Here is a 14,664-nt window from a genome sequence, read left to right as displayed (position 1 = left end):
AGCTTTAAGCTTTCACTACTTCGTGTTTTTTGATAAAATCCGGATCTATTTCAATGCCCAGTCCCGGCCCGGTTGGTACGGTTACCACGCCATCCTCCGGTACCAGTGACGAAGTTTTACATTCAAACGGGAAATCGAGTTTGAACGATTTGTATTCATGATAAGGGCCGGCATTGGGTATGGCGGAAATAAAATGCATCATATAAATATACCCGATGCTCGATACGTGCGGAATATGCAGTTTGCCCAGGGCTTCGGCCATTCGCGCTACCCGCATGGAGCGGATCATACCGCCAAAATAAAACATATCGGCCTGTACAATCTGTAAACCTTCATTGGCTATGAGCCAGCGAAAATTATGCATGCTGGGTTCCTGTTCACCCCCTGCAATAGGTATGTTCACCGCATCCGCTACCATTTTGGTTTCTTCGTACCAGTCGAACGGTACCGGTTCTTCATAGAAGTTATATTTGTATTGTTCCATGATCTTGCCGATTTTAATAGCTTCGGCCACATCGTAACTGCCATTGGCGTCTGCACTGATCACCATGTCGTCGCCAAAAGTTTTGCGCACCAGCGGGATCAGTTTTTCACTTCTGCCAACCGGGTATTCAAGATGGCTCATTCTGCCGCCCAGTTTGAATTTAATGGCTTTGGCTTTTGTTTTTGCCAGTTCGTCTTTCAGGTGTTCGATGGTGAGTTCGGCGGTAATGTCGCGTTCACTATTTGCCTGGTATACGGAGATCTTGTTTCGTTGCACCGTGCCCACCAGGTCGCCGAGGGTTTTATTGGCAATCCGGCCCATCATATCCAGGATGGCAAATTCAATAGTGGCCAGCGGCACCCAAATGGCCACGCTCTGCAGTTTATAATTACTTTCATACACGTATACCTGCTCCAATAGTGCTTCCAGGTCGCGGGCGTCTTTGCCAATAAAGAAAGGTTGCATGCGGTTTACGAAAATGGGATAGAGTGATTTCATCTGGCTGTCCTGGCCAAATGAATATCCCACTGCGCCGTCTTTGGAGCGTACCCGGCAGATATAACTTTTATTATAATGCAACAGTTCCAGCGTATCGATAATGACCGGGGTGCCGAACAATTCTTTTTTGAACACCGGCTTTTTCAACACGGCATCCAATTTGGCGTAATTAGCGTTGATGGTTGCTCTCGGATCTTTTGCGCCTGGTTTCTTTGAGGTCTGTGCCTGACTACCGAAAGCAGGCAGGGCGGCGGCCATACCGCCAAGGATGGTGTTGGATAAAAAATTGCGCCTGGTTGATGCCATATGTATTAGGTTTTGAGTGTTTACTATAGTTGTTTGTTTTAAGCCGATCTTACTTTGAACCGGACCCGTTTTACGGCGCCTGCGCCTTCCACTTTTATAAAAGGCCGGTGCACATCTGAAGGAAAGAAAATAAAGAAAGAAGCAGGGGTGGCTGAATAATAATGCCCTTTCATATCCTGAGAATAAAACTGCGAATCACCTTTGTCGTTGAAAGGGGTTATTATTGGCGCTCCTGTGATGGGCGCCACCCCCACCTGTTCCTTTCCCTGAATTACATATTGAATGTCACAATATTTTTTATGCGAGTGCCACTTCGCTTCCTCAAACGGGGTTGACGGATTTACGGTTATATCTGCATATACATTGTCGCCATCGATCACATAATGACCGGGTGGCAGCGTGTCCATGTTGTGATCGCGCATAAAGGCAAACGCCTTGTTCCACCAATCGGGATGCGCCTGGTACTGCCGCATAAATTCCGGTTGGTCAATGCTTTCGTGTACGGGTAGTTGCAGCCCCTGCCGCCAGCCGCCGCTTTTAAACCATTTAGTGGCAGCTGCTTGCTGTTGTGCGTAGGCAGCAAATACCGTTAGTGAAGCTGCTAAAAGAAAGATACTAAATTTTACCATGCTTTTCTGCTGTTTTAATAACCGGTGTTTTGTTGGAACAATGGCTGGTTTACATCCATTTCCGACTGCGGAACCGGATAAATGATATACTCTTTTTGAAAGGGTGAAATTTTATGTTGCACGTCGTCTGCCGCAATCCAACTGGTCATAACTGTTTCTACCAGGCCGCTTCTAACCAGGTCGTGCCAGCGGGAGCCTTCGGCTGCAAATTCGCGGCGCCGCTCGTCCATCAATTGTGGCAGGGTAATGTTTGTTTTTGGGGTGGTTAAACCAGCGCGTGTCCTTACCTGGTTAACTACCGCGTCTACATCGGTGGCCAAAGAGCCGGGTGCACCATGTAATACACATTCTGCTTTCAGCATCAATACATCGGTGTAGCGCAGCACAATGTAGTTGACGGACCAGTCAACCGCTTTAGTGGGCACTTTGGTGGTGTCGAGATATTTTAAATAGAAGGAACGCGTTTCAGCATCTCTGTTGTACACATAACCGGTTTTAATGGAGAATGCTTTTCGCGTATCACCCGGTTCGTACGAATTAAACAAACTATTGGAAATGGGCCGGATGCTCAGGCCGTTCTGGTCCACTTTTCCCATTGACCGGAAGTAAGTATCCGGAACCAGCAAGGAAGGGAAGGTGGAACCCAGGGAGGGGTTGGCCCCGCTTACATATTGAATGTCGAACACCACTTCTCCATTGTTTTCATTGCCATAATTAAAGATGTCGGGGTACGAAGTAAGAAAGCTGAATTTGTTACTGCCTATGATCTCATTGAGCAACGCAACTGCCTGCCCCCATTCATTCAACCCCAGTCCCGGTCCCTCGATATCGTAAGTAGGCCCTGAACGCGTCATATACACAAGGGCCAGCATGCCTTTAGCTGCATATTTCGATGCGCGGCCTTTTTCTGCCGATGGTACATTTTCGGGCAGGTTGTCACTGGCGAATTTGAGATCGCTGATCACCAGGTCATACACGGCTGATACTGCAGTACGGCCAATCTTCAGTGCTTCTGCTGCCGAAAGTGGTTTGTCAACCAGCGGCACTTTGCCAAAAGTTCTGATGAGATCGAAATAGAAAAAGGCGCGCAGGAATTTTGCTTCTGCTTCCATTCTTGTTTGTAACACATTGTCGTTTATTACGCTGCCATTCTTTGCCAGTTCATCGATCAGTACATTGCATTTATAAATGCCATTGTAATTGTTTGTCCAGGCGCTGCCGACATACGGGTTGCTGGCAATGGTTTTTTGAAAATCGTTGATGCCTTCCCAATCCCGTACGCCGCCGTCTGATACCGCATACAAATTATCCGACCTGGTTTCTGACAGGTTGAGTAACCGGTCGGGATAAGTGCGCAACGAGCTGTAAGCAGCATACACGCCCTGGGTAAAATCATTTGCGTTGGCATAAAACGTTACGGTGGTAGAAGCAGAAATAGGTTTCAGATTGAGATCCCTGCTACACGACGTGATCAAAAAAAGGAGTAAGCCTGATATAATAAAGATGTTCTTGTTCATGGTAAATGCGTTTTAGTTGATCAAAAGGTTAAGTTCAGTCCCACAATAAATGATTTGGGTAATGGAAGACCGCCGTAATCACCGGCATCGGGGAAGATGGAACTTCCGCTCAGGTCTTCATTCACTGCCTCAGGATTCAACCCTCCTTTGTATTTATCCTTGCCAAAGAAATTTTCGAGTGTGGCATATACCCGCGCACTGCGCGTGAATTTGGTTTTCATCACTTTTCCCAGATCGCAACCAAGCGTGATATTGCGGATGCGCCAGTAGTCTGATGAATACAACCAGTCGGTGTTTTTTATAGAACCGAAGGTGGAATAGGCTTTGGGCGTTACGCCATTACCGGGCTGATCGGGTGAACGCCAGCGATCGCGATAAAAACCCAGTTCGTTTTCTGTAGAGGATAATCCGGTTCTGCCAATAGCCCGGCCCAGCAGGGAATAAATGGACCCGCCGTGTTGCCCCTGTACCAGTACACTCAGATCGAACATTTTGTAATGGAAGGTATTGGTAACCCCATAGGTATAATCCGGAGTAGGATGGCCAACGATCACGCGGTCATTTGCGTCAATAACCCCATCGGGTGTGGCATCGAGGTACTTGGGGTCGCCCGGCTTTTCAGAGCCGAACAAGGCTGCTTTACCGGCGATGTCATCCTGTGTAAGGATGCCGATCTGTTTCACCACATTGATGCTGTACATAGGCTCACCCACTCGCAGAATACTGTTGGGGATGTCATATTTGGTAGGGATGTAAATCTGTGTTTGGCCGCCGGGCAATTCTGTTACCTTGTTGGTATTGTGGCTTACGTTTACGGTTGTGCTCCACTGAAATGCACCGGTCAGGTTGTTGGTGCGCAATTCTATTTCCCAGCCTTTGTTTTCTACCTTGCCCGCATTGGTGAGGGAAGTGGTAAAACCGGTTTGACCGGGAATGGGCGCGTTCAGCAACAGGTCACTGCTGTACTTGGTGTAATAGTCGAATGAGAGGTTGATGCGGCTTTTGATAAACGAGGCATCGAACCCAACATCCATTGTTTTTGATTTTTCCCAACTCAGGTCCGGATTCACAATACCGCCCGGGGCCTGACCGGCTACCACGGTGTTGTTAACCGTATAGTTGCTGGTGGCGAGTAAGGGCAGGCTGCTGTAATCGCCAATATTGTAGTTGCCGCTTTGTCCCCAGCTGGCTCTTAATTTCAGGTCATTGATAAAGGTCAATGACTCCATGAAACTCTCCTGTGATATGCGCCAGCCAACAGAGGCGGAGGGGAACCAGCCCCATTTGGTATTGGTACCAAAACGGGAGGAACCATCGCGCCGTAAACTGGCCGAGAACAAGTACTTATTATCGAACCCATATTGCAAGCGGGCGAAATAGGAGAGCAGCAGGTTCTTTGTTTCTGAGGTAGAACCTGTTGTACTCAGGGCCGAGTTTAAAGTAGTTACTACACTGCTGGTATAACCGCCCACGGAGCTGAGACTGTACAGATCATATTTGTCTGTGTTGTATGAAAGACCCGCAACCGCTGAGATATCATGCACCCCATTGATGAGTTTGTAATAGGAAAGGGTATTCTCATTTACAAAAGTCTGTTGTTTGTAGGCAGCGAAAGTACCTGAGGTAATGGAGCCGGGGTTGGTTTGCCTGATCAGCAGGGTGCTGGCAGAACCAGCGGGGATATAGGTTTTATTCTCGTTGTCGGTATTGTCGAAATTGGCGGTTGTTTTGAATATCAGTCCGTCAATGATCTTATACTCTGCAAAAACAGAAGACAATAACCTGCTGCGTTTGGTAACGCCAACGTTATTTCTCAGGCGGTAAATAGGATCTACATCGGGATTGGCCCATTGGTATTGACCCGTATTGCCTGCATTGGCGCTGCCCGCCGGATTTTCCTGTACGGGTGTAAAGGAGATCAACATGCGCCAGATGCTGCTTTTTCCTTCTACGCCGGGATCGTTGGTAACAGAATACGAAGGCGCGAGGTTGATGCCCAGTTTCAGTTTTTTAGAAGCATTGAATTCAAGATTGGCCCGGGCTGAATAATTGGTGTAGTCCATGCCGATCAACATCCCGTTCTGATGGGTGTAGTTGCCAGATGCATAATATTTCACAAAATCATTGCCCCCGCTTCCAGAAAGCTGGTAACTCTGTACCAACCCTTTTCGTAATGCTTCTTTCTGCCAGTCTATCAAATACAAACCGGGGTGACCAGGCTGTGCCCAGCGATCGTCCAGGATATAATTGGTATTTACCTGGTCGGGGCCCAAACCCAGGATCGCTTTTCTTTCTGCAGTGGATTGACTGGCGCTTCTGCCTGTGCCGGATGCTTCCCATTGCGCATTGATCATTTCCGTAGCGCGATCGATCCATTCCTCCCCGCTTAGCATATCCAGTTTACGGCTTGCTTCCTGGAAACCCAGGTAGGCGTTAACGTTAATGGAAGCTTTACCACTTACCCCTTTTTTGGTGGTAATGAGCACCACGCCATTAGCGGCCCTTGACCCATAAATGGCTGCAGAGGCAGCGTCTTTCAACACCTGGATCGACTCAATATCATTGGGGTTGAAATTGTCGAGCGGATTACCCGTACCAAAACTTCCCGATCCATTGGGACTTGCCTGCGCTAATGGAAAACCATCTACCACATACAGGGGTTCATTGCCGGCTGAGATAGAACCTGAACCTCTTACCTGGATACTAAATGCTTTGCCGGGAATACCGGTGGTTTGTTTTACCTGTACACCGGCCATTTGACCTACCAAAGCCTGGTCTACTCTTGCCAGTGGCCTGTCCTGTATATCGTCTGCATTGTAAGAGGCCACAGCGCCGGTTATATTCCTTTTTTTCTGGGTACCATAACCAACCACTACAATCTGGTTCATGTCTTTTGTATCGGCAACCAGCTTTATGTTCATTACATCTAAGGCACCTACTTTTAATTCATAGGCGGTAAATCCCACATAGCTGAATCGTAATACAGAATTGTCGTCGGCCACGTTGATGGTATATTCACCGTTGCCATCGGTGGTAACTGACTTGTCGGACCCTTTTACGTTAACGGTAACGCCGGCAAGTGGTTGTCCTTTGTCATCTGTCACTTTGCCTTTGATTACCTTAGGCGGGATATCGGCGGTAATATTTTTTGCGGGCGCAGGCGGTGTTGCAACTGCGCCTTCTCTTATAATTATTGTATTGAATTTGATCTCATATTGAAGCCGCTGGCCTTTGAGACAGGTATTTAGCACATCGGTAACAGTGGCATTTTTAAAATTCACGGTAACAGGGGTGGCCTGGGTTATTAATTTTTGTTCGTACACAAATGAATAACCAGCCTGTTTGTGAATGGATTCAAAAATGGCGGTAAGCGGCATGTTCTTACCGGTGATTGATACTACCTGCGAAAATGTATTCGCGGCCACGGCAGTGGTGCCCAGAAAGATCAGAATGGCAGCAATTTTCATGACGCGAAGTAATTTGTTAATTGTGTGGCAAAGCAATAGATTATCCATACTTTTGGAAAGTTTGGGTTAAAAGATAGAAGTCTTGATTCGGCTATTATCGATTGGCTCAACTTTTACCTGTTGCAAGGCAGGTAGCCCCGGAAGTGTTGCAAGCGCTTCCGGTTTTTTTTAAGCCATGATGTTACTTTGATTGATAAGGCATCACTACTAATTTGTTCCCTTCCAGGATAAAGTGAACTTTGTGTGTTGTTTCCAGTATTTCGAGTAGTTGTGTAACTTTTTCTGTTCGGGCTATTACGCCGGAAAGACCCAGGTCGGAAGGAAGGGTTCCTTTGTAAACAACGTCCAGATCATACCATCTTTCCACCTGCCGCATAATGGTTTCAATACCGGTATCTTCAAACCGGAACTCGCCGTTTTTCCACGCCATTATTTGTTCTAAGTTAGGGGAGTGGTTGATGGTGAGTGGCGAGTGGTGAGTGGTGAGTGGGCTCGCTACTGCAATTGACTGTTCTCCTGGTTTCAATATTACAGATTCCTCTCTGTCCTCTGCCGGCTGCCTTCTACCCACTTTTACTGACCCTTCTAATAAGGTAGTTCTGATCGCTTCTTCATTAGTATAAGCCATGATATTGAAATGAGTGCCTAACACTTTCACCGTTTGTCCATTTGCTGTAACTATAAATGGCTGTCCGGGGTTTTTCGTTACTTCAAAATAGCCTTCACCGGTCAATGCTACTTTGCGTTCTTTTCCATTGAACGCAAGGGGGAATTTCAGGGAAGAAGCAGCATTTAACCATACTTCAGTTTTATCGGGCAGAATAATATGGTATTGCTTGCCCCGGGTAGTAGTAATGGTGTTGTATGTTTCTTTTGTATTGGGGGATGCAGTTGATGAAGCATTGAAGACAATAACGCCCTGCTCCTTTTTGATGTTTGCGCCCAGCCGGTTATCGATATTCCCATCGCGCACTTCGTCAACCGCTACCTGTGTGCCATCGGCCAGGGTAAGCAGCACTTTATTGGCGTTATCCGGTGAATGAGTTAGTGAGGTAGTGGTTGTTGCTGCCAGCGTTTCATTGCGTCTGGAATGCTGTGTAAAATACCAGGTGGCGGCCAGTATGGTTATAAGAATCGCTGCTGCATACGGCAACCATTTTCGCGTTTTTGTATATAGTGAAATAACGGGTGTTTCTGTAGTAGTGTCTGCATCGCCTGCAGCCTGCATTACCTGTTCAAACAGGGTTTGTTTATCGAAGTGGGCAGTGTCGGAATAACGATGCTGGTGTAAGATGTCTTCGAGGTTGTCTTCTACCAGAAGCCTGTTTTGTGGCTGGCGAAGCAGGTATAAAAATCGGCTTCTCTCTGCGGCCGTGAGCTGGCCCTGCAGTTGTTTTTCCAGTAAATACCTTAGTTCTTCCCCAACAGGCATACCTTTTTCATTTGGCTTGTGATAAATGCAAATCGTTAGCGACAGCGGCTGTCTGTATATAAAGACGTAAAAATGAAAGCGGCTAATCCGTCGGTTAAAAAATTATTTTAAAAATTTTTCAGCAAGCAACATAAAGACTATTGTCCAGGAGGTGAGGAACTGCATTAAGTATTTGCGGATCACTACTAAAGAGCGGGCGATGTAGTTTTGGGAAGTTACTTTTGAGATGTTCATCCGTTGGGCAATTTGCTCATGCGTAAGGCCATGGAAACGGCTCAGCCGGAAAGCGGCCTGCATTTGCGCGGGCAAACTGGCTATGGCGCTGTTCACCTGCATAATCAATTCATTCAGTTCGAGTTTTCTTTGTGGGGATTGTTCTTCGTTGTCTTCTATTGATTGTATGTCGTGCAGCGAATCGAGCACCAGTTGTTTGCGCAAATGATCTATGAATACATTTTTGGCTACGCGGTACAACCACGGTTCAAATAAAAGTACGGCTGACAGTTTCTCCCGTTTTAACCAGATTTTAATAAAGACTTCCTGTGTGAGATCGCGTGCTGTTTCAGGTGATTTGATGAGGTGTAATGCGTTGGCGTAGAGTTTATCCCAGTAAGAAATGAACAACAGCTGAAAGGCTTTTTCATCACCCGCAGCAGTTTGCTTCAGCAAAAGCAGTTCATTGTTAGTATGGTTGTTTGGCACCAAGGCAATCGTTTGTATCCTGTATCTAAGTTAAGAAAAAAAATGTTACAGGTACACTTTTTTACAATACGATCAGGGTGTGGCCCTGAATTTCAAAATTCAGATTGCTGTCCTTAAAATAATTCAGAATGGTTTGCAGGGGCAGGTTACGTTGCATTTTTCCTGAGAAAAGATCCTGGGAAACAGTGCCTTTATAAACGATGTCCAGGTCGAACCAGCGGGCCACTTCGCGCAATACGGTAGGCATGTCTGCCTTGTCGAAATGAAAATACCCGTTTTTCCAGGCGATGGTTTGTTCGGCATCAGGCAGTTGCTCAATGGTAAGTGGTGAGTAGTGAGTAGTGAGTGGTGAGTGGTGAGTGGTGAGTGGGCTCGCTGCTACAATAGCCTGTTCTCCTGGTTTTAGCACGATGCTTTGCTCTCTGCCTTCTGCTTCGCCCGCCGAAGCCTTGGCGTAGGAGGGCTGCCTGCCAACTTTCACACTGCCTTCCAATAATGTCGTCTTTGTCGCCTCATCATCGTACGCCATAATATTAAAGTGAGTGCCCAGTACTTCTACCTGCATATTCTTATATAATACCTGGAACGGTTTTGTTTTATCTTTTGCTACTTCAAAATAGGCTTCGCCTTCCAGGGTAACGGTTCTGGTTTTTCCATTGAAGGAAACGGGGTAATGCAGGGATGTTAACGAGTTGAGCCACACTTTGGTGCCATCTGAAAGGGTGAGTTGGTATTGTCCGCCTTTGGGGATGGTGATGGTGTTGTAGATGGTTTCGCTGTTTGAAGCAGCGTTGCCTTTATATATAATGGCGCCGTTCTGTTGTTTCATTACCTGTGTGGTGCCCTGCATGGCCAGCGATCCATCGGTGGCGCTGTCTAGTGTGATACTGGTTCCATTTGATAATGTTAAGGTTGCTTTGTTGCCGCCGGGGTGTATAGATGCTGGTGGTGTATAACTTATTGGCGTGGATTGTGCGGCCGGTGTAACTGACTTTTGTTGTAACCATACATAGGCACCAGCAGCTGCTAAAACAAATACGGCTGCATAGCGCAACCAGGTTTGTTTATATAATGGTATAACCCGTGCCGGCGGTTTTGTCGTTTCTGTATTTACTACAGCATGCAGCAGTTGCTGCCAGTCGGGTTCTTTATGGGAAGCAGGTAATTCACCGGCTTTTGCCTTTTCCCATAAGGGAGCATACGTGGTGGTAAGGTCTTCTTTCTCCTGTTCGTTCAGTTGCGACAATCCATTCGATAATTCTTCCAGTTCTTTTTCATTGAGCTGATCGTTTTTATATTTTTCAAGGAGAGCCTGTATACGTTGTATTTCCATTGAAAGAATTTTTTCTTTAACTTGCTAGTACATATTATTTAAGTATGTACGATTGCCAGCTACCCGATAAACACTTCAAGCAATTTCTGAAATTATTCGAGATCTACAAGGCGCCTGTTCATAATTATGTGTATAGCATAACCAGAAACCCTTATGCCGCCGAGGAAATCACACAGGAACTATTTATAAAGTTATGGAAAAGGAAAGATAAATTAAATGAGATTGAACAAATCGATCAGTATATCTTCAGGATGGCCCATAACAGTTGTATGAATTGGTTTATGCAAATTGGTAAAAATATAAAGCTTGCCAAAGATCTTGAGGCTAAAATGAAAACGGCCGTGAACGATGTTGCCGATAACATCGATTACAATGATGCAAAGGACCGGTTGCATAAAGCCATTGCCGGACTTTCGCCACGCCGTAAATATGTTTATGAATTAAGTCGTAACGAGGGCTTGAAAATTCAGGAGATAGCCGATCGTTTAGGATTATCATTCGATACCGTTAAGCACCATCTTGTGGCTGCCTTGTCACAGATCAGAAAACAATTAGTACTACATAAGAAAGGCCACTAATACTTTCCTTCACAAATACAGCACGCCTTTTAATTGTCTACGCAACGCAAAATATTTTTTTTACATCATTAGCCATAAACTTATTTGTAACAGTCTTTATTGAATTACAGGGTTAGCTGAAAAACAAACCGCCCCGTTGGCGCGAGGCGGTCATGTAAGGGCTAACGCTTATTTAGTCTGCGAGACATATATATTCATTAACCCACAACTGTTACAAAAGTATGCAATTAAAAGCTATTTGTAACCGAACGATTGTATTGCCCAACTCGCCGCATGTTGCTATAGCGGTAAGAGCGGCAACACCGCTTCGGTGTAGAATCAAACCGCTGCTGATTATGAAACTAACGATCTTACTGTTGCTTGCCTGCCTGCGGATAAGTGCGAATGGGATCTCTCAAACCATTACCTTAAGCGGGAAAGACCTTCCGCTGGTAGATGTCTTCAGCTCCATTGAAAAGCAAACAGGCTATGTTGTATTTTATAATTATAGCGCCCTGAAGAAGGCCAAACCGGTTACCATCAATGCCAAGGGGATGCCCCTGCAATCCTTTCTATCAAAGTGTTTCGAAGGCCAGCCATTCCGGTTCGTTATGGAAGGAAAAACCATTATGGTGTCTGAAAAGGCAGCGCCCATACAGGTAATGCCCGCTGCATTGCCTGGTACTGCTGAAAAAGAGGTTAACCCCGTGTTCAACCCCATAAAAGGCCGCGTGCTCGACGACCAGGGCAGCCCGGTGTCGGGCGCTAATGTGGTAATAAAAGGAAAAGAGGCCGGCACCATGACCGATGAAGAAGGTAATTTTACCATCGATGCGGAAGTGGGTGCCTGGCTGGTGGTTTCTTCAGCAGGCTTTACTACCAAAGAGATAAAAGTTACGGCGGAGAATAATTTGATCGCAACACTTACCAGAAAAGTATCGGGCCTGAATGAAGTGATCGTAGTAGGATATGGTACACAAACAAAAAGAAATGTAACCACGGCCATCGCTTCTGTAAAAGGAGAAAAGCTGGCTGATCTGCCGGTAGCCAATCCTACCCAGGCATTGGTAGGTCAGGTATCGGGTGTGTTCCTGCAACAAACCAGCGGCGCACCCGGCGATCCACCGGTTGTGCGCATAAGAGGTAATGGTTCTATTACCAGTGGCAATGGTCCTTTATATGTAATAGATGGTTATCCTACCAGTGATGCCTCGTTGATGAATGCCATCTCCCCACAAGACATCGAGAGTGTGGAAATCCTGAAAGATGCCGCCTCCGCTGCTATTTATGGCTCAAGGGCGGGTAACGGTGTTATTATGGTGACCACCAAAAAAGGCAGATCAGGTAAAACACAATTCAATATGGACCTTGTTACAGGTTTTGAAACGGTGATGAAGAAATACGATCTCATGAATGCACAGGAGTTTGTTGATATGGCAAAAGAAGGATTGACCTATCAGAACAAACCCATACCTGCATTTTTAAATTCACCCGAACGTTGGGCCAATACCGACTGGCAGGATGTGATCTTTCGCTCAGCGCCTTTTCAAAATTACCAGATCAGTGCAAGAGGCGGAACGGATAAAGCGCAATTCTCGATCTCCGGTGCGTTTATGGACCAGCAGGGTATTCTGAAAAATACCTTTATGAAGCGCTATAACATCCGGGCCAGCTTTGATGCGAAAGTTACCAATAATATAAAGGTGGGCATGAACGTGCAGCCATCGTACACCCAGCGGCGGGTGCAGCAAACAACGGGTGGTAACACTTCCACTGGCGTAGATGGTATACTGGCTGAAGCATTGACCATGCCGCCGATTTTACCGGTATGGCGGGATAACGGAGATTATTTTGTAATCACCCAGGACCCGGAAATGAAAACCATTTTCAATGATGAACTGTCGAACCCACTCGTAAAACTGGATGCCAACAAAGATTACTTTTATACCTTCCGGCAAACAGGCAATGCTTATATAGAATACAAACCCATAAAAGGACTAACGTTGAATTCCACTTTCAATGTGGGGCTTGTATCGGAAAAAGAAGAATGGTTTGTAGAACCGTTCCTGGCAAGAGGTAATGGCAATACCGGAAATATCTCCACGCCCAACCTGGCCCAGATAAAAGCAAAAAGGAACAACACCACTAATTTCAACTGGTACTGGTCAAATACCGCCACCTATAATTTTTCTCTGGGCGATGCGCATCATATTACTGCTTTGCTCGGATATGATGTAGCCCGGCAAAATGATTTTTATGTAACGGTAGAACCCAGGACCGATAAAGACAATCCTGTTGCCTTTGTAAATAATAACGTCAAAAACGTCGGTGGGGCAGTACTCACCCAGGGCAGTACAGAAAAAAAGGAATATGTATTTGATGCGGTGTTTGGCCGTATCAACTATACGTTGAACAGCAAGTACCTGTTTTCTGCCTCCCTGCGCCGCGACCGCTCCAGCCGTTTCGGGCCCAATAACCGCGCCGGTGTTTTCCCTTCTGTATCTGCCGGCTGGAACATCAGTGATGAATCCTTTATGGAAGCCATCCCTGCTATTTCCATGTTGAAATTAAGGGCCAGTTATGGGGAGACCGGTAACGACCAGGTGCCTGGTTATTATCCCTGGATCACTACCATGCAACGCGAGTATTATAATTTCGGCAGTAGCGATGCGCAGGTAGTAGGTTTTCGCCCTGGTGGTTTTTCCAATCCCGATCTGGGTTGGGAGAAGAACAGGCAGGTTGATGTGGGATTGGATGTGGGTCTCATCAAAAACAGGATCGATCTGGCCATCGATTTTTATAACAGGAACAGTAATATCATCCTGAACATGGACCTGCCCAGTATCAATGGCCGCGCTACCTCTGTTATTCAAAACGTAGGTAATGTACGCAACCGCGGGTTGGAAGTGACATTGAATACGGCTAACATTGTTCGGGCTTTCAAATGGAATACGAATTTCAACATCTCCTTTAACCGCAATACCATCGTAAGCCTGGCTAACAGGCAAACGCAATTGAATAACCAGGGGGTGGTACGGAATTATGTAGGCCGGCCTATGGGCGATCTGTATATGTATGTGGTAGAAGGTACGTTTAATACGCCTGAGGACCTGAATAAATATCCCAAGCTGGGTTCGCAGGGAGTAGGGGACCTGCGTTACAAAGACGTGGTGCCCGATGGCGTGATCAATGCGAATGATCAAACATATGTAGGAAATTATCAGCCTGATTTCATCTTTGGGTTGGGGAACAATTTTTCTTATAAAAACTTCAGTCTCGATATTTTGCTCGATGGTTCTTATGGAGCAGAAGTGTACAGAAGCCAGGAACTGCCGCTGAGTTTAAGCAGGTGGCTGGAGAATGGTTCCAAAGAATCGATGGGCCGTTGGAAATCGGCTACGGATCCCGGTAACGGCCGTTACCACCGCGCGGGTACCCTGAACCTGTCATCCGACATTTCAGCCAATACCCGTTACCTGGCTGATGGCGATTTTCTGCGTATCCGCAACGTTACATTCGGTTACAATGTACCCGCAAAACTGTTGAATAAATTAAAGCTGCAACGGGTACGCGCCTATGTTACCGGACAGAACATTTATACGTTCACAAAATTCAAAGGTTTTGGTAACCCGCAGGGAAATGGCGGTGGCGACAATGCTACCAATAATGGGGTGGAAACGGGTACTTACCCATTGGCAAGAAACATTTCAGTGGGTGTAAACTTAACATTTTAAGAAAA

The 14,664-nt window shown here is 46.2% G+C and carries 9 protein-coding genes; 2 read left to right on the top strand and 7 right to left on the bottom strand.

All coding sequences use genetic code 11. From position 1 onward, the window contains the following. Positions 1–4 precede the first annotated feature (4 nt). The 7 genes from BMX95_RS13595 to BMX95_RS13565 all read right to left on the bottom strand — a co-directional run bounded on the left by BMX95_RS13595 (position 5) and on the right by BMX95_RS13565 (position 10,368). On the bottom strand, positions 5–1,288 hold the full coding sequence (locus BMX95_RS13595) for a mandelate racemase/muconate lactonizing enzyme family protein (RefSeq protein ID WP_081204665.1): 1,284 nt from the start codon (positions 1,286–1,288) through the stop codon (positions 5–7). A gap of 38 nt (positions 1,289–1,326) precedes the next feature. After that, a complete protein-coding gene (locus BMX95_RS13590; protein ID WP_081204666.1) occupies positions 1,327–1,917 on the bottom strand; it encodes a NanQ anomerase/TabA/YiaL family protein in 591 nt (196 codons plus the stop codon). Between the two features lie 14 nt (positions 1,918–1,931). Then, on the bottom strand, positions 1,932–3,434 hold the full coding sequence (locus tag BMX95_RS13585) for a RagB/SusD family nutrient uptake outer membrane protein (protein ID WP_081204667.1): 1,503 nt from the start codon (positions 3,432–3,434) through the stop codon (positions 1,932–1,934). A gap of 20 nt (positions 3,435–3,454) precedes the next feature. Then, positions 3,455–6,901, bottom strand: a complete 3,447-nt coding sequence (locus BMX95_RS13580; protein WP_165759117.1) for a TonB-dependent receptor — start codon at positions 6,899–6,901, stop codon at positions 3,455–3,457. 181 nt (positions 6,902–7,082) lie between these two features. Further along, positions 7,083–8,333, bottom strand: coding sequence for a FecR family protein (locus BMX95_RS13575; RefSeq protein WP_081204668.1), 1,251 nt, complete (start codon positions 8,331–8,333; stop codon positions 7,083–7,085). Between the two features lie 102 nt (positions 8,334–8,435). Then, the gene (locus BMX95_RS13570; RefSeq protein WP_242673282.1) at positions 8,436–9,035 is read right to left on the bottom strand and encodes an RNA polymerase sigma factor; all 600 of its coding nucleotides are present in this window, start codon (positions 9,033–9,035) and stop codon (positions 8,436–8,438) included. 61 nt (positions 9,036–9,096) lie between these two features. Beyond that, positions 9,097–10,368, bottom strand: coding sequence for a FecR family protein (locus BMX95_RS13565; RefSeq protein ID WP_081204670.1), 1,272 nt, complete (start codon positions 10,366–10,368; stop codon positions 9,097–9,099). A gap of 44 nt (positions 10,369–10,412) precedes the next feature. Between BMX95_RS13565 and BMX95_RS13560 the strand changes: the two genes are divergently transcribed. Together BMX95_RS13560 and BMX95_RS13555 are read left to right on the top strand one after the other, a co-directional pair. Continuing rightward, positions 10,413–10,946, top strand: coding sequence for an RNA polymerase sigma-70 factor (locus BMX95_RS13560; RefSeq protein ID WP_081204671.1), 534 nt, complete (start codon positions 10,413–10,415; stop codon positions 10,944–10,946). A gap of 335 nt (positions 10,947–11,281) precedes the next feature. Further along, a complete protein-coding gene (locus BMX95_RS13555) occupies positions 11,282–14,659 on the top strand; it encodes a TonB-dependent receptor (protein ID WP_165759119.1) in 3,378 nt (1,125 codons plus the stop codon). The last annotated feature ends 5 nt before the right edge of the window (positions 14,660–14,664 follow it).

Origin of the sequence: Niastella yeongjuensis, assembly GCF_900110245.1 — a bacterium.
Classification (GTDB): Bacteria; Bacteroidota; Bacteroidia; order Chitinophagales; family Chitinophagaceae; genus Niastella; species Niastella yeongjuensis.
Note: the sequence above shows the minus strand (reverse complement) of the source record. Positions and strands in the feature narration are given on the sequence as shown.

Excerpts from the sequence above, each read along its gene's own strand:
- BMX95_RS13595 (WP_081204665.1), bottom strand. The coding sequence starts at position 1,288 with ATGGCATCAACCAGGCGCAATTTTTTATCCAACACCATCCTTGGCGGT.
- BMX95_RS13590 (WP_081204666.1), bottom strand. The coding sequence starts at position 1,917 with ATGGTAAAATTTAGTATCTTTCTTTTAGCAGCTTCACTAACGGTATTT.
- BMX95_RS13585 (WP_081204667.1), bottom strand. The coding sequence starts at position 3,434 with ATGAACAAGAACATCTTTATTATATCAGGCTTACTCCTTTTTTTGATC.
- BMX95_RS13580 (WP_165759117.1), bottom strand. The coding sequence starts at position 6,901 with ATGAAAATTGCTGCCATTCTGATCTTTCTGGGCACCACTGCCGTGGCC.
- BMX95_RS13575 (WP_081204668.1), bottom strand. The coding sequence starts at position 8,333 with ATGCCTGTTGGGGAAGAACTAAGGTATTTACTGGAAAAACAACTGCAG.
- BMX95_RS13565 (WP_081204670.1), bottom strand. The coding sequence starts at position 10,368 with ATGGAAATACAACGTATACAGGCTCTCCTTGAAAAATATAAAAACGAT.
- BMX95_RS13560 (WP_081204671.1), top strand. The coding sequence starts at position 10,413 with ATGTACGATTGCCAGCTACCCGATAAACACTTCAAGCAATTTCTGAAA.
- BMX95_RS13555 (WP_165759119.1), top strand. The coding sequence starts at position 11,282 with ATGAAACTAACGATCTTACTGTTGCTTGCCTGCCTGCGGATAAGTGCG.